We start from the raw sequence: 22,109 nt of genomic DNA, 5'->3' as shown, positions 1-22,109 counted from the left end.
CCGCGGGTCGGATCGCTGTGACAGGGTGTGATCCAGTTCACTTCACGGAAGGGGTGCGGGCCGCCCTTGCGGCGACCGGGTGAAGTCCGGGCGTGGCGTGGCGCACTATTGCAAGCAGGTGCTTGCAATAGTTAGCGCGACTGGTGCAAGGTGGGGGTATGGCATCGCTCAACGTCGGCAATCTCGGTGAGTACCTGCGCGAGCAGCGGCGCAACGCCCAGCTCTCGCTGCGGCAGCTCGCCGACGCCGCCGGGGTGTCCAATCCGTACCTGAGCCAGATCGAGCGCGGGCTGCGCAAGCCCAGCGCGGAGGTGCTCCAGCAGGTCGCCAAGGCGCTGCGCATCTCCGCCGAGACGCTGTACGTCCGCGCCGGCATCCTCGACGCCGAACGGGACCGGGACGACGTGGAGACCCGCGCCGTCATCCTCGCCGATCCCTCGCTCAACGAGCGGCAGAAGCAGGTGCTGCTCCAGATCTACGAATCCTTCCGCAAGGAGAACGGATTCGGGGTCGGCGAAGCGGTGGAGGACCTCGGTGAAGGGGCGGCGGAGGAAGTGCCCAGCGACACCGATGACCCGAGCGACACCGCCGTACGCGGCACCCGCACGGCCGGCGGCAGTGATGCCGGTCCGCGGCGGACGGCCGGATAGAGCCGGACCAGGGCGTCCGGCCGCACACCGCGGACCACACCAACCCTCAGCCGAACGCGAATCCGGGAGGACCATCACCATGGCCATCACCGACGACCTGCGCAAGACCCTCAGCGACCCGACCCCGCTCTACTTCGCCGCGGGCACCGCCGACCTCGCCCTCCAGCAGGCCAAGAAGGTGCCCGGCCTGGTCGAGCAGCTGCGTGCCGAGGCCCCGGCCCGGATCGACGCCGTGCGCAACACCGACCCGAAGGCCGTGCAGGAGAAGGCCGCCGCCCGGGCCAAGGAGGCGCAGGCGACCCTGCAGACCAAGGTCAACGAGTTCATCGGCACCCTCGACGGCGACCTCAAGAAGTTCGGCGAGAGCGCCCAGGACCTCGCCCTGCGCGGTGTCGGCGTCGCCGCCGAGTACGCCGTCAAGGCCCGCGAGACCTACGAGCGGGTCGCCGAGCACGGCGAGCAGGCCGTGAAGAGCTGGCGTGGCGAGGCCGCCGAGGAGATCGAGGAGCTGGCCATCGCCGTCGAGGGCAGGCCCGAGCCGGCCGCGGCCGAGGAGGAGCCGCAGCCGGCCGAGGCCAAGACCGAGCCCGCTGCGGCGAAGAAGCCCGCGGCCCGGAAGACCCCGGCCCCCCGCAAGGCCGCCCCCGCGAAGAAGACGACCCCGCCGGCGAAGTGAGCGTGACCGACGAGGCGTGAACGGGCCGGGCACCATGGGGGTGTCCGGCCCGTTCTATGGGTACGGTGGCGAGGTACGGATCGGGAGACGGCGGGCGGTGGACGGCATGCTGATGTTGGGCTTCGCGGGGTTCATGGGGATCTTGAAGATCATCCTGATGGCCCTCGCCGCGTTCGGGCTCGTCGACGCCGCGTTCCGGCGCGAGGACGCCTTCCGCGCGGCCGACAAGCAGAACAAGGTCTTCTGGCTGATCATCCTCGGCATCGCGCTCGTGGTCAGCTACCTGTTCTCGATCCTCGGCATCCTGCCCATCGCCGGCCTGGTGGCCAGCATCGTCTACATCGTCGACGTACGCCCCGCGCTCAAGCAGGTCTCCGGCGGCGGCAGCGGCTGGGGCCGCCGCCGCGGCGGAAGCAGCAGCGACGGCCCGTACGGGCCGTACAACGGCGGCCGCTGAGCCCCCGCGGCGGGGGGCTTACGGCGTGCGGTCCAGCAGGACCACTGCCACGTCGTCCGTCAGCTCTCCGCCGTTGAGGTCGCGGACCTCACTCACCGCCGCCCGCAGCAGATCCTCGCCCCGTCGGCCCTCGGAGAGCTGGCGGCGGATCATCTCCACCATCCCGTCCTGGCCCAGGCGTTCTCCGCCCGTGCCCACCCGGCCCTCGATCAGACCGTCGGTGTAGAGCATCAGGCTCCACTCGGCACCCAGCTCCACCTGCATCCGCGGCCAGCGGGCGCTGGGGAGCAGGCCGAGGGCGGGGCCGTTCTTGTCGTACGGCAGCAGCTTCGCGCTGTGGCCGGGGCGGGCGAGCAGCGGGGCCGGGTGTCCGGCCAGGCACAGGCCCGCCGAGCGGCCGTCCGGGGCGATGTCCACCGTGCACACCGTCGCGAAGATCTCCTCGTCCGCGCGCTCGTGCTCCAGCACCTGCTGGAGGGTGCCCAGCAGCTCGTCGCCGGACAGCCCGGCCAGCGTCAGCGCCCGCCAGGCGATGCGCAGCTCCACGCCGAGCGCGGCCTCGTCCGGGCCGTGGCCGCAGACGTCGCCGATCATGGCGTGCACGGTGCCGTCCGGGGTGCGGACGGCGTCGTAGAAGTCGCCGCCGAGCAGGGCCCGGGAGCGGCCGGGGCGGTAGCGGGCGGCGAATCGCAGCGAGGAGCCGTCCAGCAGTGGTGTGGGCAGCAGCCCGCGCTCCAGCCGGCGGTTCTCCTGGGCGCGCAGCCGTCCCTCCGCCAGGCGGCGTTCTGCCGTGTCGGAACGTTTCCGCTCCACCGCGTAACGGATGGCGCGGCTGAGCAGACGGCCGTCCAGTTCGTCCCGGAACAGGTAGTCCTGGGCGCCGACGCGCACGGCCTCGGCGGCGCGCTCGGCGTCGCCGGAGGCGGTCAGCGCGAGCACGGCGTGCCGGGGCGCCAGCGCCAGCACGTGCTTGAGCACGGCCAGTTCGTCGGCGTCCTCGTCGTCGGCCCGGCCGGGGGCCGCAAGCGCGAGGTCCAGCAGGATGCAGTGGACGTCGTCGGTGAGCAGCCGCCCGGCCTCGGTGAGGTTGCGGGCGGTACGGACGCGGATCGGCTTGCCGGAGGCGTCCAGCAGTTCGGGCACGATCGGCGAGCCTGCCGGATCGTCCTCGATCAGCAGCAGCGTGAGAGGAGCGCCGGTGGCGCCGCCGGCATTGGCGCTGCGCTGAGCCTCTTCCTTGAGGGGACCGCCATGGGCGGCGGCCTGCGCCTGACCACTCTCCGCGGCCGGGATCGCTCTCTGCCGCGGTACGGGTACGGGCATCGTCTTTGTTTCCTTCCCTCCCCCCGAGGGCAGGCGGGGCGAGGGACCTCGACCCACCGTCGGGTGACCATAGCGGTACTGCCCGCCCCGATGGAATGGTGTGAGCCGCGTCGCTCGGGCGCAGTCCGCTGTCATATGCCGCGATCCGTATCGCAGTTGGACAGGACGGCCGGCGAGCTGGGATGACGAAGCTCACGTATCGCCCGGGTTTGGGCGGGGGTTGGGCGTGTGGTGGGTCACACGGGAGGTCGCACGCGGGGGGTGCGGGGCGCGTGGGGGCCGTCACATGAGCTGGCTCACGCGTCCGGTCGTACGACTCCCAGGATCGGCATCGAACCCGCGCCCGCGACCGTCACCGTGCGTCCGGGCCGCGGGGCGTGGATGATCGCGCCGTCGCCGACGTACATCGCGACATGGCTGGCGTCGTCGAAGTAGATGATGAGGTCGCCGGGGCGCATGTCCTTGACGTCCACGTGCTTGAGCTGTTTCCACTGCTCCTGCGAGGTGCGCGGGATGGGGTCACCGGCGTTAAGCCAGGCCTGGGAGGTCAGGCCCGAGCAGTCGTAGGACTTGGGGCCCTCGGCGCCCCACACGTACGGCTTGCCCAGCTGGGCGGTGGCGAACTTGACCGCCTTCTTGCCCTGTGCGGAGGCCTTGCCGTTGATCTCGTCGAGGATGCCGGTGTCCAGCCACTTGGTCTGGGCCTGGGAGGCGGCCTGCTGCTCCAGCTCGGCGAGTCGTTCCTGCTCCTTCTTCTCCAGCCGGGACTCGAGCTGCTCCGCCTCGGAGATCTGCTGCTTGATCTTCTTCTTGGCGGCCGCCTTGGCCTTGCGGTTGGCCTCCAGCTTCTGCCACTGGGCGGAGGCGTCGTCGGCGTAGCTCCGCAAGTCCTTCTGGGTGCGGGTCATTTCCGCGATCAGTTTGTTGGTCGCCCGCTGGCCGTTCAGCACCGTGCCGGCCCCGTCGATGAACTCCTGCGGGTCGTCGCTGAGCAGGAACTGGGCGGTGGGCGGCAGTCCGCCGGTGCGGTACTGGGCGCGGGCCGCCGCGCCGGCCTGGTTCTTGAGCCGCTCCAGCTTCTGCTGTCCCTCGACGATCTTCTTCGCCAGCTCGACGATGCGGGCGGACTGCTCCTTCGTCCGCTCCTCGGCCGCGTTGTAGGCGTCGGTGGCGACGGCGGCGTCGTGGTAGAGCTTGTCGAGCTTCTCGCGGACCTTCTCAAGGTCCTCGCTCGGCGGGGGAGTCGGTGACGCGCTCGTGCTCGGTGTGGGGGTCGGGGCGGCGAACGCCGTGCCGGGTACCGCCAGTACGGTCACCGCGCAGACCACCGTCACGGCGGCCGTGAGCAGACCGCGCTTGTCCGTGCCCATGTGCTCCCCAAACTGATTTACCGTCAGTAACTTACGGTCGCCCGACGGATCGTGCCACGGCGACGCGCAAAACGACAGAGGTCGCGGGAAGTCGGAGTTTCGCCCCACCCATCCGGCGCACTTCCCCCTGTCCGCGCCGATTACGACGATCGGCGCGCCGATGTGACGCATGACGCACGGAGATCGTTCCCGAGGGTGCTCAGCGCCCGCGCGGCGCCAACGCTCCCCAGGTCACCGTCACTTCCCCCTGGCGCCAGCGCGCCGGCGAGTCCGTTATGGGCCAATCGGTGCACAGGTCCCGGACTGTACGGATCCAGCGCTGGCGGGCGCCGTAGGAGGCGTAGGGGGCGGCGGCCGCCCAGGCGCGGTCGAAGTCGCGCAGGAAGGCGTGCACGGGCTCGCCGGGCACATTGCGGTGGATCAGGGCCTTCGGCAGCCGCTCGGCGAGGTCCGAGGGGCGCTCCAGGGAGCCGAGCCGGGTCGCGAAGGTCACCGTCCGCGGGCCCTCGGGGCCGAGCGCCACCCAGACGTGCCGGCGCCCGATCTCGTCACAGGTCCCCTCGACCAGCAGTCCGCCCCGCGAGCCCCCGCCCGCCGGTGCGAGCCGTGCGCACAGCCGCTCCCACACGGCGGCGACCTGGCCCTCGTCGTACTGGCGCAGCACGTTGGCGGCCCGCACGAGCACCGGCCGCCCGGGCACCGGCACCTCGAAACCGCCGTGCCGGAAGACCAGGCCCTCCCGCTCGTACGGCCTCGCCGCCGCGACCCGCTCCGGCTCTATCTCGACGCCGACCACGCGCGCGCGGGGTGCGGCGGTCCGCAGCCGGCCGAGCAGCTCGACCGCGGTCCACGGCGCCGCCCCGTACCCGAGGTCGACCGCCACCGGATCCGGGGCACGCCGCAGCTCGGCGCCGTGCGTGGCCGCTATCCAGCGGTCCATGCGCCGCAACCGGTTGGGGTTGGTCGTCCCGCGCGTCACCGTTCCCACGGGGCGGGCCGTCGCGCGGGCTGTCATATCTATGAGGGTAGGTGGAGCCCAGGAGGCCAGATGCCCGCGCGACACCTGTCGAACGGTTGAGCGGATAACGGTAATGATTCGGCAAAGGCTGCCGCAGGGGAATTCGAGCCGCCCCCGCCGCTGTTGCACCCCCTTGGAGGGCGAGGTCGGTCCTCCGGCAGGCATGCCCGCAGCAAGGAGGAAGCCCACGTGAGCCAGTACGTCAGCAGGCTCGGGCGTCGCTCCCCGGCGGCCCCCTCGCGGCTCAGGCTCCACCGCAGGCCTCGCCGCGTCGCCATGCTCTCCGTGCACACCTCACCGCTCCACCAGCCCGGCACCGGCGACGCCGGCGGCATGAACGTCTACATCGTGGAGCTGGCCCAGCGCCTCGCCGCGATCAACATCGAGGTCGAGATCTTCACCCGGGCCACGGCCGGCGACCTTGAGCCCACGGTCCAGCTCGCGCCCGGCGTCCTCGTCCGGCACGTCGACGCCGGCCCCTACGAGGGCCTGGCCAAGGAGGACCTGCCCGCCCAGCTGTGCGCCTTCACGCACGGTGTGATGCAGGCCTGGGCCGGCCACCGCCCCGGCTACTACGACCTCGTCCACTCCCACTACTGGCTCTCCGGCCACGTCGGCTGGCTCGCCGCCCAGCGTTGGGGCGTCCCCTTGGTACACGCCATGCACACCATGGCCAAGGTCAAGAACGCCAACCTGGCCGACGGCGACACCCCCGAGCCCGCCGCCCGGGTCATCGGCGAGACCCAGATCGTCGCCGCCGCCGACCGGCTCATCGCCAACACCGCCGAGGAGGCCGACGAGCTGGTGCGGCACTACGCCGCCGACCCGGCGAAGGTCGCCGTCGTGCACCCCGGCGTCAACCTCGACCGTTTCCGCCCCGCCGACGGCCGGGCCGCCGCCCGCGCCCGCCTCGGCCTGCCCCAGGACGCGCTGGTCCCGCTCTTCGCGGGCCGCATACAGCCGCTGAAGGCCCCCGACGTGCTGCTCCGGGCGGTCGCCGTTCTGCTGGAGGAGCGCCCGGAGCTGCGCTCCCGGCTCGTCGTACCCGTCGTGGGCGGCCCCAGCGGCAGTGGTCTGGCCAAGCCCGAGGGGCTGCAGAAGCTCGCCGCCCGGCTCGGCATCGCCGACGTCGTACGGTTCCGCCCGCCGGTCGGCCAGGAGCAGCTCGCGGACTGGTTCCGGGCCGCCTCCGTCCTCGTCATGCCGTCCTACAGCGAGTCCTTCGGCCTGGTCGCGATAGAGGCACAGGCCGCCGGCACCCCGGTGCTCGCGGCCGCGGTCGGCGGCCTCCCGGTGGCCGTGCGCGACGGCGTCACCGGCTTCCTGGTCACGGGTCATCATCCGGCCGAGTACGCGCGCGTACTGGGCCGTTTCGCCGACGAGCCGTCCCTGTCCGCCGAGATGGGCGCGGCGGCCGCCCGGCACGCGCAGTCCTTCGGCTGGGACACCGCCGCGGCCGCCACCGCCGACGTCTACATGGCAGCGACCCAGTCCCACCGCCGTCGCGTACGCTCCCAGCATGGGTGATGTGGAGAAGGCAGCGCAGGTCATCGAGGGGGTCCTGAAGGACGCCGAACTGGAGTGGGAGAGCCCGGAGCCCGGCACCTACGTCGTCAAGCTCCCCGGCACCCGCAAGCTGTCCACCACCGTCTCCCTCCTGGTGGGCCGCCACACCCTCTCCCTTAACGCCTTCGTCGTCCGCCACCCCGACGAGAACGAGGCGGGCGTCCACCGCTGGCTGCTTGAGCGCAACCTCAAGCTGTACGGCGTGAGTTACGCCGTCGACCGGCTCGGCGACGTCTACGTCACCGCCCGCCTGCCCCTGACCGCCGTCACCGCCGAGGAGATCGACCGCCTCCTCGGCCAGGTCCTGGAGGCGGCGGACGGCGCCTTCAACACCCTGCTGGAGCTGGGCTTCGCCTCCGCGATCCGCCGGGAGTACGCGTGGCGGGTGTCCCGGGGCGAGTCGACGCGGAACCTGGACGCGTTCAAGCATCTGATCGAGCGCCAGGCCGACTGACCCCGGGACGACCGGACGCTCAGGACGGATCCGGCTGGGGCTTTCCGCTGCGGCCGCTGTGGTCGAGTTCGTCGGCGAAGGCCCGCAGGGCGTCCGCCAGTTCCTTCTTCGTCGGCAGCTGGTCGACCTTCTTGTCGAGTTCCGTGATGCGCCGGTTGAGCTCGTTCAGGTCGGCCGGTGGAGAGGGCTCGCCCGAGGGGTCGGGGTCGGGATCGGGGATCGGCGGGTCGTCGGGAGAGGTGGACGTCGGGCTCGGATCGCCGCCGCCGGAGCCGCCGACGGTGCCGCCTCCGTCAACGGTGCCGCCGCCGGACGTGCCCCCGGAGTCCGTGCCCGGCGGGAGGGTGCTCGTGGCGCTCGGCCCGGGACTCGGTTCGTCGCCCGAGGTCGCCGCCAGAGCGACGCCGACGCTGAGGGCGACCAGGGCCACGGCACCGACGACGGCGGTCGTGAGACGCCTGACCGGCAGGGAACGGGTCTTGATGGATGGATCGCGAGGAGTCTGTGGTTCCTGTGCTTTCTGTGTGTCATCCATGGCGGGACGTTAACCGGTGATGATCACCGGACGGAGGACTTCCGCCGATCCGGCCTCTTCCCCGCCAAGGGGTGGTGATTCATGCTCTCCGCCAACGCATTCCTGAACGTCGTTCATATGCATGCATATGAAGGGGCGGCTGGACATGAACCACGGGCACGTCAGCAGACGGACACTCCTCGCCGGCGCCACCGCCGAGGCCCTGGCTGCGCGGACGGGGTGCGCCCGCGCAATCTGTACGAGGCTCAGCGGGAACTGAGCCGGTAACGCCCCGGGGTGACCCCCACCAGCTTCTTGAAGTGCCGGGTGAGATGGGCCTGATCACAGAACCCGGTCGCCGCCGCCACCTCGCCCGGCGCCAGCCCGTCCAGCAGCAGCCGGCGGGCGCGGCCGACGCGGCGGGACATCAGGTACTGGTGTGGCGGGATGCCGTAAGCGGTGCTGAACGCCCGTACGAGGTGGGCGGGATGGGCGTGCAGCAGCCGCGCGGCCCCGGCGAGGGCGAGCCCCTCGACGACGTGTTCGTCGAGCAGCTCCCGCAGTGAACGGGCGAGGGCGGGGTCGGGGCGGGCGGCGCCGCTCTCCCGCCGCCGCAGATGGTCCCGCAACCGCTCGCCGACGAGCGCCAGCCTGCTCTCCGCCTCCAGCTCGTCACCGGGCCGCCCGAGCGCGCCGTGCAACTGCCCGACCCGCAGCCGTAGCACGGGATCCCTCAGATCGGGCCCGTCGACGGCCGCACCGATCAGCTCGTCCCCGAGGTGGCTGCCGTCCAGGTAGAGAACCCGCTTGCGGAAGCCGTGCGGGGTGGCCGGGGAACCGTTGTGCGGAACGTGCGGCGGCAGCAGCGAGACGGTGTCGTGCGGGGTCCCGTGCTCATGCCGGTCGAGGTCGTACCGCACGGCTCCGTCGTCCACGATGAGCAGCGTCCAGGCGTCGTGGACGTGCATCGGGTAGGCGTACTCGGTGAAGTGGGCGTGGAAGACCTCCACGACGCCCGGGATGCGGGGGCGCCAGGCGGAGACCTCGGACTGGGCTGCGGCGGCCACGCAAAAAACGTACAAGACGGTGCCGTACGACGGTCGGCAGTCTCACCCCATGAACACCGAGAACACCGAGAACGCCGAGAACGCCGAGAACACCGAACAGCGTCCCGACGCCCCCGCCGAGCCGGTCCGCTTCGACACGAAGATCGCCGTGCTGCTCCGCACGGACCTGGAGCCCTGGCAGCGCCTGAACGTCACCGCGTTCCTGGTCAGCGGCCTGGGCAGCCGGGTCCCCGAGGTGATCGGGGACCCGTACGAGGACGCGGACGGCGCGTCGTACCTGCCGATGTTCCGCCAGCCGGTGCTGGTCTTCGAGGGCACCAAGGAGACCCTGCGGGCGGCGCACACCCGGGCCCTCGCGCGCGCCCTGCCGTGCGCGGTGTTCACGGCCGACCTCTTCCTGACGGGCAACGACCGCGACAACCGCGCGGCGGTACGGGCCGTGCGGACCGCGGATCTGGACCGGGTCGGCCTGGCCGTGTACGGACCGCGGAACGGGGTGGACAAGGTGCTGAAGGGGGCGCGGATGCACCCGTGAGGGCGAGGGCCGCGCCCCCTTCACGACTTGGACGCCGGCCGGCCGGGGTGTGTGGAGTGCCGGGGCCTGCTCCTGGACGAGATCTGGCCGACGAGTTCCCAGAAGCACACCAGAGCGGTGACCGGCGGAATTCCGAAGATGACTAATGAGAGCAGCGCGTGTGACGAGTGACTGACACACAGCGCCATGGCCATCGCGGAGGAGGCCACCACGACGCACCAGGACCGCCGGGCACTCCGCCGTTGAGCGGTGGCCCGAATCACCGAAAGAGCTGCCACGAACCACGGCCCGTACACCGTCAGCGGCCAGCACTGCGCCAGTCCCGTCGGCAGCATCGACGAGGCGATCCCGCGCAGTTGGTCGTAGGAATAGCAGACGGACCAGGCCAGCATGGCCACCGCGCACAGCGAGACCGTCGCGATCAGGAACGAGATGTGGGTGACGCGCCGACCGCCGTCGAGGAAATGGGATTCGTGGCGGGGGCGTCGACGGCTGCTCCGGCGCGCGGACGGGATGGTCAGCGGGGTGCTGGGAACGGTGGGCATGCTGGCCGTCGTGGACAGCATCTGGGCCAGCTCCTCGACCGGGTCCCAGTCGGTCGCCGCGATGTCCGGCTCCGGGACGCTCCAGGCGTCGCCGTAGAGACCGGCTTGGTCGTGAATCCTGTCCATCGGTGATCCTCCGGCCCCCGCCTCAGGAAGCTCCGTACAGATCTGCCATCGCCCGCAGATATTCGGTTTCCATTCTGTTGATATTGGTCAGGAAATCATCGAGCAGGTCCGAGCACGACTTGAGGCCCCCGTCGCCGTCCCAGCGGAGCATGGTCGTCGGATGATCTTCACTTGCGTACCAGTTGAATCGCGTCACGGTCACCTAACGACGGCCAGTGGAGGTGAGGTTGTGAGGCGTTCGGGGGATGCGGGTCCCCCGAAAGGGGAGTTTTTGAGCGCCTGTCAATATATGGTTGTTGGAAATGTGAATACCCAGTCAATTACATTCCCTGAGTACTGGAATTAAAATGGTTGGTCCCGGCCGGGGGCTTGCCGGGGGAGTGAAGGCGGCCTACGCGCGCGCCCCCTCCGGCAGAGCTGCCAAAGGGGGCGCGGATGTTCGTCAGGCGCTGGTCGTTCAGCCGAACATGCCGGGCTCGTAGTCGCCCGCGGGCTGCTGGACGACGACGTTCAGACGGTTGTAGGCGTTGATCAGGGCGATGAGGGAGACCAGGGCGGCCAGCTGGTCCTCGTCGTAGTGCTTGGCGGCGTCGGCCCAGGCCTCGTCCGTGACGCCACCGGCCGCGTCGGCGATCCGGGTGCCCTGCTCGACCAGCTCCAGGGCGGCGCGCTCGGCGTCGGTGAAGACCTTGGCCTCCCGCCAGGCCGCGACCAGGTGGAGGCGCTGTGCTGTCTCCCCGGCGTGCGCGGCGTCCTTGGTGTGCATGTCGGTGCAGAAGCCGCAGCCGTTGATCTGGCTGGCGCGGATCTTCACCAGCTCCTGGGTGGCGGCCGGCAGGGTCGAGTCCGAGATCGCCTTGCCCGCCGAGTTGATGTACCGCATGAACTTGCCGGCGACCGGGTTGGCGAAGAGGTTCAGGCGAGCTTCCATCGTGGGCTCCTGTGTCGTTGCTGTTGGCTACACCTGCATGACGGAACGACTCGGCGAGATGTGACAGGACTGAATGTGGCCTGCGTCACTCGTTCGCCAGGGGCCGGGCGGTAATCGCCAGGGGTCGGGCGGTGGGGGTCAGACCGCCTGCTCGGCCGCCTGTGACCGCTGCTGCCGCCCGGGCGCCGCAGCGTCCCCCTCCATGTCCCCATCCATGACCCCCTCCGCGTTCCCCTGCTCGGGAAGCCGTCGCATGAGCACGCCGTACCCCACCCCCGCCACCGTCCCGACGGCCGCGCACATGGCCCACAGCCACTCCGCGCCGAACCGGTCGATGACGGCGCCGGACATGAGCGGCGCGATCAGGGCGGCGACGGACCACGAGAGCGTGTACATGCCCTGGTAGCGACCGCGTCCGTGCACGGGCGAGAGCCGGACGACGAGCCCGGTCTGGGTCGGCGCGTTGACGATCTCGGCGAGCGTCCACACGCACACGGTGAGCGCGAAGACCCCGACCGACCCGGCGAAGGCGGTGAGCCCGAAGCCGTAGCCGGCGAGGACCGAGGAGACGACCAGCAGCGTGCGCGGATCCCGGTGCTCGATGAAGCGGGTGACCGGGATCTGCAGGGCGACGATCAGGACGCCGTTGACGGCGATGGCCAGGCCGTAGTCGGCGGGCGAGAACCCGGCCCGCCCCATGGCCACCGGCAGTCCGACCGCGCCCTGCTGGAAGACGAGGGCGACGAGGAAGGACAGCCCGACGACGGCCATGTACCGCCCGTCGCGCAGCACCGTCATGAGGCTGACGTCGGCGTCGGCCTGCTTGGCCGTGGCGGTGGGCCGGGACTCGGGCACCTTCAGGAACACGACGAGCGCGCACGCCAGGGTCATCCCGGCCTCGATCAGGAACCCGGCGAGATAGCTGAACTCGGCGATGAACCCCGCGCCCATGGAGGAGACGGCGAAGCCGAGGTTGATGGCCCAGTAGTTGAGCGAGAAGGCCCGTACCCGGTCCTCGGGCCGCACGATGTCGGCCATCATCGCCTGCACCGCGGGCCGGGAGGCGTTGGAGGCCATGCCGACGAGGAAGGCGACGGCGGCGATGGCGATGGGGTCCCGCATGAACCCGAGCAGCGCGACGGACCCGGCGGTGGCGGTCTGCGCGATCAGCAGCGTGGGCCGCCTGCCGATCCGGTCGGCCATCACCCCGCCGCCCAGCGAGGAGACGACCCCGCCGAGCCCGTGCAACGAGGCCACGAGACCGGCGTACGAGGCCGAGTACCCGCGGTCGAGGGTCAGGTAGAGCGCCATGAAGGTGGCGACGAAGGCGCCCAGCCGGTTGACGAGGGTGCTGGTCCACAGCCACCAGAACTCGCGGGGGAGCCCGGAGACGGTCTCCCGGGCGGCTCGTCTCAGACGGGCGACGGACATGAAGGAACCCCCACGATGCACGCTGATGTAAGTAGCTACAACCAAAAGCGCAACTTACGTCCAGCGGCTGAATCCCGGCCACTCAATTAACGGATGCCGTCAACTGTCCGGCTGCTGGGCGCGGGCCCTGGCAGGGCTAATGCGTGGATTACGCTCTGAGGCATGGCCGACGCACCGTACAAGCTGATCCTCCTCCGCCACGGCGAGAGCGAGTGGAACGCGAAGAACCTGTTCACCGGCTGGGTGGACGTCAACCTCAACGAGAAGGGCGAGAAGGAGGCGGTCCGCGGCGGTGAGCTGCTCAAGGACGCCGGCCTGCTCCCCGACGTGGTCCACACGTCCCTCCAGAAGCGCGCGATCCGCACCGCGCAGCTGGCCCTCGAGGCCGCCGACCGCCACTGGATCCCGGTCCACCGCACCTGGCGCCTGAACGAGCGCCACTACGGCGCCCTGCAGGGCAAGGACAAGGCGGCCACGCTCGCCGAGTTCGGCGAGGAGCAGTTCATGCTCTGGCGCCGCTCGTACGACACCCCGCCGCCCGCGCTCTCGGACGACTCCGAGTTCTCCCAGGCGAACGACGCGCGCTACGCCTCCATCCCGCCGGAGCTGCGCCCGAAGACGGAGTGCCTGAAGGACGTCGTCGTCCGCATGCTCCCGTACTGGTACGACGGCATCGTCCCCGACCTGCTCGACGGCCACACCGTCCTGGTCGCGGCCCACGGCAACAGCCTCCGCGCCCTGGTCAAGCACCTGGACGGCATCTCGGACGCGGACATCGCGGGCCTGAACATCCCGACCGGCATCCCCCTCTTCTACGAGCTGGACGCCGACTTCAAGCCGGTGACCCCCGGCGGCAGGTACCTCGACCCCGAGGCGGCCGCGGCGGCGATCGAGGCGGTCAAGAACCAGGGCAAGAAGAAGTAAGCAGTACTGATCAAGGCCCCTGCCTGCGGCTCAGCCGTTGGTAGGGGCCTTTGTACTTCGCCGGGGCCGTCTCTGGGCCGTGAGCTGCCTGGCCGGGCCGTCGGGCGAGTCGGGTGACAGGACCGACGGAGTGCGATCAGGTCTGCTGCCTCGCCTCTGCCTGTGCGCCCGCATCGCGGAGCGCCGCGACCGCGATTCCGGCGGCTTCTTCTGGAATGCCGTCGAGGATCACAACCGGGGCTTGATCCACCAGGGCCTTGCTACGCCAGAGGCTCAGTCCTGCCAGTCGGCGTACGACCTGGGCCACATCGAGCGGGCTGGCGCCCGGGTCGACGAGGAGCACGTCCTTGGGCACGTCGTCGCAGACCAACGTGAAGTATTCGACCGCCATCCCTGGTTCCCTCCCGTTCTGATCAGGAGCGTAGGTGCCTGAGCCATCTCAGACACCGGGCACTGCGGCCTCAGCTGGTGAAGGTGAAGTACTTCCAGGAGCCGTGCGTCGTCGAGTTCACGGTGTCGCCCGAGGAGTTGTTGACGTAGGACGACCGCACGCGCATCGAGTAGCCGGTCTGGTGCGTGCCGCCCAGTTCCACCACCGACTTGCCCGTGGAGTCGAGCTTGAAGTACTGGGACCCCGCCGACCGCCAGGCGCCGGCGTAGTAGATCTGGAACTGCAGCCTCTGCGAGCGGCCGGGGTAGGCCGTCATCGTGGTCGTGAGGTGCGGATTGGTCGCCTTCCGGAAGTAGTACTTGGTGTGCCCGTCGACCGTGGCCGTCTTGTAGTAGCGGCTCAGGCTCAGCGACACCCTGACCTTCGCGCCCACCCAGCTCTTGGCCGTCTTCGGGGCGGTCCGCGCGTCGCCGGAGAAGTACGCGCTCACCGTGGTGTCGCGCTTCAGGGGCAAGGTGACCGACAGGTTGCCCTCGCTGTTGACCGTGCCGGTCCTGACCAGGTACTTGCCCTTGCCGTCGCCCGCGGTGTCCGCGTAGAGCGAGAGCGTCCGGTTCTTGTACGTCGTGCCGAGGTGGGCGGTGAACGGCACGTTGCTGGCGTAGGCGTAGATGTTGCCGTTCTTGTTCACTGTCAGGGTCGTGGAGCTCCGGGAGACCTCGACCGCGTCGGAGGCGGAGGCAGTCGTGCGATCGGCGTCGCCGGCGTAGGAGACCTTGTACGTGACCTTGCCGCCCGCGGGCGGGGTGTCGGTGAAGGAGAAGGTCCCGTCCGCCTTCACTGTCGCGGCCGGGAGCGCCTTGCCGTTCGGGGACTCCAGGTCCGTTCGGGTGACCGCGACGGTGGTCCCCGCGGGCAGCCCGAGCGTGTTCGTGACCTTGCCGGAGACGGTCAGCGACTTGGCACGGGCGGCCGTCGCCGGGGCGTTCACCGTGATGGCGGTGACGGCCTTGCTGGGGTCGGTGACGACGCGCAGGCGGTACTTGTTGCGGAGGTCGTGTGTGACCGCGAAGAGCCGGCTGCTGTCGGGCGCGAAAGCGAGGTCGCCGTGGTCGAGCAGGGTCTCTTGGGCGACTCCCCCCTGGTAGTCGGTGAAGTCGGCGGTCCGCCTCGGGGTCGTGCTACCCGGCTTGTAGATGGACACATGGGGGAGGCCGAAGGAGGCGTAAGTATCGGTGCCCCCCGCGACGAGGCCGTCCGGCGCGACATCCACCGACCGTTGTTCCCAGTAGCTGCTCGGATACCTGATGGTCTCTGACAGGTCTGAGGTCCGAAAGACCTGCTGGAACTCGCCTGCTGTGGTGGCCACCACGAGCTCTGTGCCGTCCGGGGTGAGCGCCAGGTCCTCCGCGGTGTTGCCGATGGCCGCGTCCTGCCCGCCGAGGAACGCGGTCCGGCTGGCCGTGCCGGACGACACGTCATAGATGCCGAGGGTGAAGTAGTACTGGCGCGAGCCGGCCGCCAGGGTGTTGGGAGCGCCGGGTGCCGAGTCCAGCAGGGGAGCGTCGTTCCACGTTCCGTCGGCCTCCTGGGCGAGGGAAACCCGCGTCTGCCCGCCGGACAGGTCGAGAGAGCCGATGTTGCCGTGACCGACGCTGCCATAGCCGAACCAGAGTTTGCCGCCCGCGAGCGCCAGGTGCTGCGGATCTGTGCCGTCACCCGTCGCGTACCGCCCCGTCTCGGTGACCGTCGCCGTGTCGATGGCCACGATCTCATCAGTTCCCGGCACGGCGACGTAGACCGTTGCCGAGTCGGCGGAAAGCTCCAGGCCGTCAGCCTGCGGCAGCGAGGTGATCGTCCCGATGACGGTGCCGTTGTAGTCGGTGGCAACGACCCTGCCTCCCGACGGGTCACTGATGAAGACCCGCTGGTGAACGCCGTCCACGATGATGTCGCCGCTGGACGAGATGGGCAGCGTGGCGCTGCTATCGGCGACAGCAGGGCCCGCGGCCGACCCGATCAGGGCTACAGAACTGAGAGCGACCGCGAGCGCCGTCACGGCCGAAATGCTGCGCACACGCACAGTGATGCAACCCCCACGAGGAAGAAAAGACTGCCCACAAGACCCCTGGAGCCCCTTCAGGGTTGTACGGCAAGATCCCCGGCAAGACCCCAGGGCAAGAAGAAGTAAGCAGTACTGATCAAGGCCCCTACCTGCGGTTAGCCCTTGGCAGGGGCCTTTGTGCCGGGCGTGCCCGTCGTGATCTGTGCCGACGGCCACAGCGAACGGGAGACGCGTGGGCCCATACTGAACCATGACGAAGCCTGCTGCGCCGAAGCGCCATTTGCCTACGAGTCCCTTCAAGGCCCCGGTTCCACCGGCTCCCAAGCACTTCGCCGTGGGAGATCAGGTCACACACGACATGTACGGCCTCGGCCGAGTGGTCGGCATCGAGGACGGAATCGCGGCGCTCGTGGATTTCGGCTCGGCGCAGATGCGGATCTTGAGCCCGTACGCCAAGATGACCAAGCTGTAGGACCGAAGGAAAGAGAGTCCTCCCATCGATACGACGTCGCTGTTCTCCGCCCTGGAAGGGCAACCCCGCCGCTCCACCGCGGCATCTCCGCCTCCGGCGACCAACCCCTTCCAGGCTCCCGACTTCGGGGAAGACGAGACCTTGCCGCTGGAGGACGTACCGGAGCCCGCCTCGGGCGTACGTGCGGTGCGGCCCGAGGCGGCTTAGCAAGAACCAAGAACGAGGCCCGGGCCGTGACCCGGGCCTTCTTGCTGCCGAGTGAGTTGTTCGTCTTTCCGTGTGGTCCCGGGCCGGCCTGCCGCTACCTGACGATGATGATCACGACGGATCCGTTGCCGAAGCGGTTGTCGAAGTGGTGGTGGCCGAAGCAGAACCCGGGGTGGTGGAAGCAGAAGCCGCGGTGATCGAAGCGGAATCCGTGGTCGAAGCGGAATCCACCGCGGTCGAAGCAGCGCCCGTTGTCGTTGTCGTGGCCGAAGCACGAGTCGGTGGTCACTTGGGTGTGCACGGCGGGGGCTGCCGCTGAGGCCGTGCCCGCCGTGCCGATCGCGGCGCCGCCGGCCAGCAGAACGCCGGCCGCGGACACCGCGAGCAGACGCCCCGCGTCGTGTGCTCGCATGATGGATGCACTCTTCCTTCCGGAACGAGCCGACCGGGGACGTACCCCCAGGTTGCGGCCCTACTTCTTCGATACGTGCGAGGCGCCTTTTCGGATTGCCGCCCGGACGGCACGACGTGTCGTGCACTAGCTCCGCGCAACCGGGGAACCCGGCAGGCACGGGACCCGCTCACCGCACGCCGTGCCGGGGGTGATGACCATGCAGTCCGGGCAGTCCCAGCAGTCGGCCTCGCGGGTCGGCGCGGCGCTCGCCGCAGCGGCGCGGGGGGCCGGGGATCCGCGGCGCGTTCCCGACGCGCTCTGCACGGCCTGCGTACGGCTGCTGCCCGTCACCGGCGCGTCCGTGTCGCTGTCCGGCGGGCGCGGGATCCGGGTGACCTGGTGCGCCAGCGACCGCGTCGCCGCACGGCTCGCCGAGCTGCAGTACACCGTGGGGGAGGGGCCCTGCCAGACCGCCCTCGATCAGGGCGTTCCGGTCTTCGCGGCCGACCTCGCCGGGCGGAGCGACACCTGCCGCTGGCCGATCTTCGCGCACGAGGCCGTCGGGCTCGGCGCGGCCGCCGTGTTCTCCCTGCCGCTCGGCGTCACCGGCACCGCCATCGGCACCCTCGACCTGTACTGCGACCGGCCCGGCGGACTGGCCGAGCCGGATCTGCGGACCGCGCTGCGGGTGCGGGACGCCCTGACGGACGCACTGACGGAGCTGCGGCCCAGGGGAGAGGAGAGGGGAGAGGAGGGGGAGGCGGCGTCCTGGGTGTGCGCCTCGCAGGCCGATCACACCGAGGTGCAGCAGGCCGTCGGCATGGTGATGGTGCAGCTCGACCTGGACCCCGAGCAGGCCCTGGACCGGATACGGGCCCGCGCGTTCGCCGAGGGCCGTACGGTCAGCCAGGCCGCCCGGAGGGTCCTGGCCCGCAAACTCAGCTTGCAGTAGCCGGTGCCCGGTGGACGAAGTGAGGGGCCCCGGAGTCACCGGGGCCCCTCACAGGTCGTACGCCGTCAGCCGCACTGGCAGGGAGCGCCCGACTGGCAGCCGCAGCCGCAGCCGGAACCGCAGCCGCACGCGGCCACGAGCGGCAGGCTCCTCATCTCGGCGGGCTGGTCGGTCTCGCGCTCCTGGGTGGGGTCGGGCGTGGTGCTGGGGGATTCGGCCATGGGTCCCTCCTCGACACTGGGGCCTGATGCCCTCGCCCATTCCATGCCCGTTTATCCGGGCGCATCAACGGCGCACAGAGGCGTCCGCGCGCCCTGCCCGATGGCCTTCGAGCCCCCGGGGCAACGCCGGTGTCAGGCTTCGTCGACCCCGGTGACGGGCTGGATGTCGGGCTGCAGCTCGTCCGCGTGCTCGCCCGTGACCAGGAAGACGACGCGCTTGGCGACGGCCACCGCGTGGTCGGCGTACCGCTCGTAGTAGCGGCCCAGCAGGGTCACGTCGACGGCCGTCTCGATGCCGTGCTTCCAGCGCTCGTCGATCAGGTGCTGGAAGAGGGTGCGGTGCAGCTGGTCCATCTCGTCGTCGTCCTGCTCCAGCTGGAGGGCGAGGTCGACGTCCTTCGTCACGAGCACCTCGGCCGCCTTCGCCATCAGGCGCTGCGCGAGCTGGCCCATCTCCAGGATGGTGGCGTGCAGGTCGTGCGGGACGGCGCGCTCGGGGAAGCGCAGCCGGGCCAGCTTCGCCACGTGCTGGGCGAGGTCGCCGGAGCGCTCCAGGTCGGCGGACATGCGCAGCGACGTGACGACGATCCGCAGGTCGGTCGCCACCGGCTGCTGGCGGGCGAGCAGGGCTATCGCCCGCGCCTCCAGGTCGTGCTGGAGCTCGTCCACCTTCTGGTCGGCCTCGATGACGCTCTCGGCCAGCTTCAGGTCGGCGTCGAGGATCGCCGTCGTGGCGCGCCCGATGGCCGACCCGACCAGCCGGGCCATCTCCACCAGACCGTCGCCGATCGAGTCAAGTTCCTCGTGGTACGCGTCCCGCATCAGGGTTCCCTCTCGTACGTTCTCTTTCGGGGCTTCCGGGGGCCGTGACACCAGGCGCCCCGTGGCGAAACCGGCGGTGCGAACCCCACGCTCCCACGTTCTGCCTCGCACGCGTCCGTTTCTGCCACCCCAAATGAACCACTACTGGCTCCAAGGTGAACTCTGGGCGACGAGTGTCCGAGGTCGCACCTCGACGGCTGTGGGTATGTCGTACCCCATGCCTAACCTGGATGCATGGACGTGAACGCGGCGGTCGCCGCAGCGGCAGCGATCGCCGGGGTGCTCACCGGCGTCATCGCCATGCTGGCGTTCCGCTGGAGCGAACGCGACCAGAAGCGACCGACCAGGACTTCTTTGCACACCGATCCCGTACTCCCGCCCGGCGTGGACACCGTGCTGTCCGTGCTCCGCTCCTCGGCCGTCGTCCTCGACGAGGCCGACGCCGTCGTCAAGGCAAGCTCCGCCGCGTACGCCCTCGGGCTGGTCCGCGGCGGCAAGCTCGCCGTCGAGCCCATGCTCCAGATGGCCCGGGACACCCGCCGGGACGGGGAGATACGCCAGGTCGAGCTGGACCTGCCCCGGCGCGGCACCGGACGGGGCGAGGCCCTCGCCGTCTCCGCGCGCGTGGCCCCGCTCGGCTCCCGCCTGGTCCTGCTGCTGGTCGAGGACCTCACCGAGGCCCGCCGGATCGAGGCCGTACGACGCGACTTCGTGGCCAACGTGAGCCACGAGCTGAAGACGCCCGTCGGCGCGCTCTCCCTGCTCTCCGAGGCCGTCATGGACGCCTCGGACGACCCCGAGGCCGTACAGCGCTTCGCGGGCCGCATGCAGATCGAGGCGACCCGGCTGACCAACCTGGTCCAGGAGCTGATCGACCTCTCGCGGGTCCAGAACGACGACCCCCTGGAGGACGCCGAGCCCGTCCGCGTGGACGACCTCGTCGCCGAAGCCATCGACCGCTGCCGCCACCAGGCGGGCACCAAGCAGATCACGATGGCCGCCGGCGGCACCGCCGACCTGCACGTCTGGGGCAACCGCGGCCAGCTCGCCGCCGCCCTCGGCAACCTCGTCGAGAACGCCGTCAACTACTCCCCGGCCCGCACCCGCGTCGGCATAGCCGCCCGCCGGGTCAACGCCCCGGGCGGCGACATGATCGAACTCGCCGTCACGGACCAGGGCATCGGCATCTCCGACAAGGACAAGGAGCGCATCTTCGAGCGCTTCTACCGCGTCGACCCGGCCCGCTCCCGGCAGACCGGAGGCACCGGCCTGGGTCTCGCGATCGTGAAGCACGTGGTCGCCTCGCACGGCGGGGAGGTCACGGTCTGGAGCGCCGAGAACCAGGGCTCCACCTTCACCCTCAGGCTGCCGGAGGCGGGTGCCGCCCGCGACCGTGCACAGCAGCACCCCGACCTCGACGAAGAGGCCGGCGGCACCGCCGACTCAACCCCGTACGAACCGCTTCCCGCCCCGGAGGTCCTTCCGTGACCCGAGTGCTCGTCGTCGAGGACGAGGAGTCCTTCTCCGACGCCCTGTCGTACATGCTCCGCAAGGAGGGCTTCGAGGTGGCCGTGGCGGCCACCGGCCCCGACGGACTCGACGAGTTCGAGCGCAACGGCGCCGACCTCGTCCTCCTCGACCTGATGCTGCCGGGTCTGCCCGGCACGGAGGTCTGCCGCCAGCTGCGCGGCCGCTCCAACGTCCCCGTGATCATGGTGACCGCCAAGGACAGCGAGATCGACAAGGTCGTGGGTCTCGAAATAGGAGCCGACGACTACGTCACCAAGCCGTTCTCCTCGCGCGAGCTGGTGGCCCGCATCCGCGCCGTCCTGCGCCGCCGCGGCGAGCCGGAGGAGGTCACCCCGGCCGCCCTGGAGGCGGGCCCGGTCCGCATGGACGTCGACCGCCACGTGGTGACGGTGTCGGGCTCGAAGGTCGACCTCCCGCTGAAGGAGTTCGACCTCCTGGAGATGCTCCTGCGCAACGCCGGCCGCGTCCTGACCCGCATGCAGCTGATCGACCGGGTCTGGGGCGCCGACTACGTGGGCGACACCAAGACCCTCGACGTCCACGTCAAGCGCCTGCGCGCCAAGATCGAGCCGGACCCGGGGGCGCCGCGGTACCTGGTGACGGTCCGCGGCCTGGGCTACAAGTTCGAGCCGTAAGCCGTACGACAGCGCCGAGTCGTACGTCAGTCGTACCGCGCACATACGAAGGGCGGCACCCCACTGCGGGGTGCCGCCCTTCGTATGTACTGGCTGTTGCTCAGTGGCTCGTGGCCGACTGCGACGCCGAGTCGCTCGGGGTCGCGCCCGTGGTCGCGGTCCCGGTGGCGGAGTCCGTGGCGGTCGCCGACGGGCTGGTCTTGCCGCCCTTGCGCGGCTTGCCGCTGCCGGACGCGGTCGAGCCCGGCGCGGCGGTGGCGGTCGCCGAGGCGGTCGGGATCTCGCTCGGACCCCAGCCGCTGAAGTAGCTGGCGGCCGGGACCACGAACGCGCGCAGGCTCACCGGACCGGTCTTGCTGAAGGTGAAGGTCACCTTCTGCGCGTTGCCGTCCTGGACCGCCTCACGGCCGCTGGCGATCACGGCGGACGCGTTGTCCTTGCCGCCGATGACGAGCGAGCCGTGCGCCGGGACGGTCAGGCTCTGGCCCTTGGCGGCGGACAGCTTGACCGGCTCGCCGCTGCCCTCGACGGAGATCGACTGCAGGGTCTGGTTCGTGTTGCCCCTGTTGAAGAGGGTCGCGGAAACGACGGCCGGACCGGTCGCCTTCAGGTCGGGCTGCGTGATGACCGTGGCGTTCTGGATCATGATGTCGCCGACGCTGGTCGCCGCGTTGTCCGGCTTGACCTGCAGGGTCTGCGAGTTGTTTCCGGCGCCACAGGCGGCGAGCGAGGCGATCGAGAAGGCGATGGCGGATGCGGCGAGGGCGCCGCGTCGAAGGCTGCTGCTCACGGCGGCGGCAACTCCTTGAACGCAGGGGCGGCTCCCCTTATAA

At 70.5% G+C, this 22,109-nt stretch carries 26 protein-coding genes; 11 read left to right on the top strand and 15 right to left on the bottom strand.

Features of this window, described 5'->3' with window-relative positions; genetic code table 11:
* Positions 1–158 precede the first annotated feature (158 nt).
* From ACFYZZ_RS18315 to ACFYZZ_RS18305, 3 genes are all read left to right on the top strand, one after another.
* Positions 159–650: a helix-turn-helix domain-containing protein gene (locus tag ACFYZZ_RS18315; RefSeq protein WP_389176692.1), complete on the top strand. Its 492-nt coding sequence runs from the start codon at positions 159–161 to the stop codon at positions 648–650.
* A gap of 79 nt (positions 651–729) precedes the next feature.
* Positions 730–1,326, top strand: coding sequence for a hypothetical protein (locus ACFYZZ_RS18310; protein WP_389176690.1), 597 nt, complete (start codon positions 730–732; stop codon positions 1,324–1,326).
* A gap of 106 nt (positions 1,327–1,432) precedes the next feature.
* On the top strand, positions 1,433–1,783 hold the full coding sequence (locus ACFYZZ_RS18305) for a DUF2516 family protein (RefSeq protein WP_389176688.1): 351 nt from the start codon (positions 1,433–1,435) through the stop codon (positions 1,781–1,783).
* Between the two features lie 18 nt (positions 1,784–1,801).
* Here ACFYZZ_RS18305 and ACFYZZ_RS18300 read toward each other — a convergent pair whose 3' ends face one another.
* The 3 genes from ACFYZZ_RS18300 to ACFYZZ_RS18290 all read right to left on the bottom strand — a co-directional run bounded on the left by ACFYZZ_RS18300 (position 1,802) and on the right by ACFYZZ_RS18290 (position 5,491).
* Complete coding sequence (locus tag ACFYZZ_RS18300) at positions 1,802–3,106, bottom strand: PP2C family protein-serine/threonine phosphatase (RefSeq protein WP_389176686.1); 1,305 nt, start codon at positions 3,104–3,106, stop codon at positions 1,802–1,804.
* A 296-nt stretch (positions 3,107–3,402) separates the two neighbouring features.
* The gene (locus ACFYZZ_RS18295) at positions 3,403–4,476 is read right to left on the bottom strand and encodes an NlpC/P60 family protein (RefSeq protein ID WP_389176684.1); all 1,074 of its coding nucleotides are present in this window, start codon (positions 4,474–4,476) and stop codon (positions 3,403–3,405) included.
* A 199-nt stretch (positions 4,477–4,675) separates the two neighbouring features.
* Positions 4,676–5,491: a class I SAM-dependent methyltransferase gene (locus ACFYZZ_RS18290; RefSeq protein ID WP_389176682.1), complete on the bottom strand. Its 816-nt coding sequence runs from the start codon at positions 5,489–5,491 to the stop codon at positions 4,676–4,678.
* Between the two features lie 192 nt (positions 5,492–5,683).
* On the opposite strand from ACFYZZ_RS18290, the gene mshA reads away from it, so the two are divergent.
* Both mshA and ACFYZZ_RS18280 read left to right on the top strand, forming a co-directional pair.
* The gene (mshA, locus tag ACFYZZ_RS18285; RefSeq protein ID WP_386573723.1) at positions 5,684–7,021 is read left to right on the top strand and encodes a D-inositol-3-phosphate glycosyltransferase; all 1,338 of its coding nucleotides are present in this window, start codon (positions 5,684–5,686) and stop codon (positions 7,019–7,021) included.
* Positions 7,014–7,514, top strand: a complete 501-nt coding sequence (locus ACFYZZ_RS18280; protein WP_389176680.1) for a YbjN domain-containing protein — start codon at positions 7,014–7,016, stop codon at positions 7,512–7,514. Before mshA ends, ACFYZZ_RS18280 begins: the two co-directional genes overlap by 8 nt.
* A 19-nt stretch (positions 7,515–7,533) precedes the next feature.
* Here ACFYZZ_RS18280 and ACFYZZ_RS18275 read toward each other — a convergent pair whose 3' ends face one another.
* Both ACFYZZ_RS18275 and ACFYZZ_RS18270 read right to left on the bottom strand, forming a co-directional pair.
* Complete coding sequence (locus ACFYZZ_RS18275; protein WP_389176678.1) at positions 7,534–8,049, bottom strand: hypothetical protein; 516 nt, start codon at positions 8,047–8,049, stop codon at positions 7,534–7,536.
* A 245-nt stretch (positions 8,050–8,294) separates the two neighbouring features.
* On the bottom strand, positions 8,295–9,095 hold the full coding sequence (locus ACFYZZ_RS18270) for an AraC family transcriptional regulator (RefSeq protein WP_389176676.1): 801 nt from the start codon (positions 9,093–9,095) through the stop codon (positions 8,295–8,297).
* Positions 9,096–9,144: 49 nt separating this feature from the next.
* Here ACFYZZ_RS18270 and ACFYZZ_RS18265 point away from each other — a divergent pair, with 49 nt between their 5' ends.
* Entirely contained in the window at positions 9,145–9,630 is a 486-nt protein-coding gene (locus tag ACFYZZ_RS18265) for a DUF2000 family protein (RefSeq protein WP_389176674.1), read from the top strand.
* 20 nt (positions 9,631–9,650) lie between these two features.
* On the opposite strand, the gene ACFYZZ_RS18260 is transcribed toward ACFYZZ_RS18265, so the two are convergent.
* The 4 genes from ACFYZZ_RS18260 to ACFYZZ_RS18245 all read right to left on the bottom strand — a co-directional run bounded on the left by ACFYZZ_RS18260 (position 9,651) and on the right by ACFYZZ_RS18245 (position 12,663).
* Positions 9,651–10,301 (bottom strand): DUF2637 domain-containing protein, encoded by a 651-nt coding sequence (locus ACFYZZ_RS18260; protein ID WP_389176672.1) that lies wholly within the window; start codon positions 10,299–10,301, stop codon positions 9,651–9,653.
* A 22-nt stretch (positions 10,302–10,323) separates the two neighbouring features.
* Positions 10,324–10,503: a hypothetical protein gene (locus tag ACFYZZ_RS18255; protein WP_389176670.1), complete on the bottom strand. Its 180-nt coding sequence runs from the start codon at positions 10,501–10,503 to the stop codon at positions 10,324–10,326.
* Positions 10,504–10,758: 255 nt separating this feature from the next.
* The gene (locus ACFYZZ_RS18250; RefSeq protein WP_145875930.1) at positions 10,759–11,232 is read right to left on the bottom strand and encodes a carboxymuconolactone decarboxylase family protein; all 474 of its coding nucleotides are present in this window, start codon (positions 11,230–11,232) and stop codon (positions 10,759–10,761) included.
* A gap of 138 nt (positions 11,233–11,370) precedes the next feature.
* Positions 11,371–12,663, bottom strand: coding sequence for an MDR family MFS transporter (locus ACFYZZ_RS18245; RefSeq protein ID WP_389176668.1), 1,293 nt, complete (start codon positions 12,661–12,663; stop codon positions 11,371–11,373).
* Between the two features lie 162 nt (positions 12,664–12,825).
* Here ACFYZZ_RS18245 and ACFYZZ_RS18240 point away from each other — a divergent pair, with 162 nt between their 5' ends.
* Positions 12,826–13,587: a phosphoglyceromutase gene (locus tag ACFYZZ_RS18240; RefSeq protein WP_386573714.1), complete on the top strand. Its 762-nt coding sequence runs from the start codon at positions 12,826–12,828 to the stop codon at positions 13,585–13,587.
* A 136-nt stretch (positions 13,588–13,723) separates the two neighbouring features.
* On the opposite strand, the gene ACFYZZ_RS18235 is transcribed toward ACFYZZ_RS18240, so the two are convergent.
* Together ACFYZZ_RS18235 and ACFYZZ_RS18230 are read right to left on the bottom strand one after the other, a co-directional pair.
* The gene (locus ACFYZZ_RS18235) at positions 13,724–13,978 is read right to left on the bottom strand and encodes a ribosomal protein L7/L12 (protein ID WP_389176666.1); all 255 of its coding nucleotides are present in this window, start codon (positions 13,976–13,978) and stop codon (positions 13,724–13,726) included.
* Positions 13,979–14,048: 70 nt separating this feature from the next.
* Positions 14,049–16,055, bottom strand: a complete 2,007-nt coding sequence (locus ACFYZZ_RS18230) for an Ig-like domain repeat protein (protein WP_389176664.1) — start codon at positions 16,053–16,055, stop codon at positions 14,049–14,051.
* A 238-nt stretch (positions 16,056–16,293) separates the two neighbouring features.
* Here ACFYZZ_RS18230 and ACFYZZ_RS18225 point away from each other — a divergent pair, with 238 nt between their 5' ends.
* On the top strand, positions 16,294–16,515 hold the full coding sequence (locus tag ACFYZZ_RS18225) for a CarD family transcriptional regulator (RefSeq protein ID WP_386573710.1): 222 nt from the start codon (positions 16,294–16,296) through the stop codon (positions 16,513–16,515).
* A gap of 301 nt (positions 16,516–16,816) precedes the next feature.
* Here the strand turns inward: ACFYZZ_RS18225 and ACFYZZ_RS18220 are convergent, their stop codons facing one another.
* The gene (locus tag ACFYZZ_RS18220) at positions 16,817–17,134 is read right to left on the bottom strand and encodes a hypothetical protein (RefSeq protein ID WP_389176662.1); all 318 of its coding nucleotides are present in this window, start codon (positions 17,132–17,134) and stop codon (positions 16,817–16,819) included.
* Between the two features lie 199 nt (positions 17,135–17,333).
* Between ACFYZZ_RS18220 and ACFYZZ_RS18215 the strand changes: the two genes are divergently transcribed.
* The gene (locus tag ACFYZZ_RS18215; protein WP_389176660.1) at positions 17,334–18,068 is read left to right on the top strand and encodes a GAF and ANTAR domain-containing protein; all 735 of its coding nucleotides are present in this window, start codon (positions 17,334–17,336) and stop codon (positions 18,066–18,068) included.
* 65 nt (positions 18,069–18,133) lie between these two features.
* Here ACFYZZ_RS18215 and ACFYZZ_RS18210 read toward each other — a convergent pair whose 3' ends face one another.
* Complete coding sequence (locus tag ACFYZZ_RS18210; protein WP_179851626.1) at positions 18,134–18,289, bottom strand: hypothetical protein; 156 nt, start codon at positions 18,287–18,289, stop codon at positions 18,134–18,136.
* A 132-nt stretch (positions 18,290–18,421) separates the two neighbouring features.
* Positions 18,422–19,111: a phosphate signaling complex protein PhoU gene (gene phoU, locus ACFYZZ_RS18205; RefSeq protein WP_389176658.1), complete on the bottom strand. Its 690-nt coding sequence runs from the start codon at positions 19,109–19,111 to the stop codon at positions 18,422–18,424.
* 234 nt (positions 19,112–19,345) lie between these two features.
* Here phoU and ACFYZZ_RS18200 point away from each other — a divergent pair, with 234 nt between their 5' ends.
* Positions 19,346–20,599 carry a sensor histidine kinase gene (locus ACFYZZ_RS18200; RefSeq protein WP_386573705.1) on the top strand — a complete coding sequence of 418 codons (1,254 nt, stop codon included), beginning with the start codon at positions 19,346–19,348 and terminating at the stop codon, positions 20,597–20,599.
* Positions 20,596–21,276 carry a response regulator transcription factor gene (locus ACFYZZ_RS18195; protein ID WP_010358452.1) on the top strand — a complete coding sequence of 227 codons (681 nt, stop codon included), beginning with the start codon at positions 20,596–20,598 and terminating at the stop codon, positions 21,274–21,276. Before ACFYZZ_RS18200 ends, ACFYZZ_RS18195 begins: the two co-directional genes overlap by 4 nt.
* 100 nt (positions 21,277–21,376) lie before the next feature.
* Here the strand turns inward: ACFYZZ_RS18195 and ACFYZZ_RS18190 are convergent, their stop codons facing one another.
* Positions 21,377–22,066 (bottom strand): DUF461 domain-containing protein, encoded by a 690-nt coding sequence (locus ACFYZZ_RS18190; protein WP_389176656.1) that lies wholly within the window; start codon positions 22,064–22,066, stop codon positions 21,377–21,379.
* Positions 22,067–22,109 lie beyond the last annotated feature (43 nt).

Origin of the sequence: Streptomyces sp. NPDC001816, from assembly GCF_042892235.1 — a bacterium.
Classification (GTDB): Bacteria; Actinomycetota; Actinomycetes; order Streptomycetales; family Streptomycetaceae; genus Streptomyces.
This window is presented reverse-complemented; position numbering and strand designations above follow the sequence as displayed.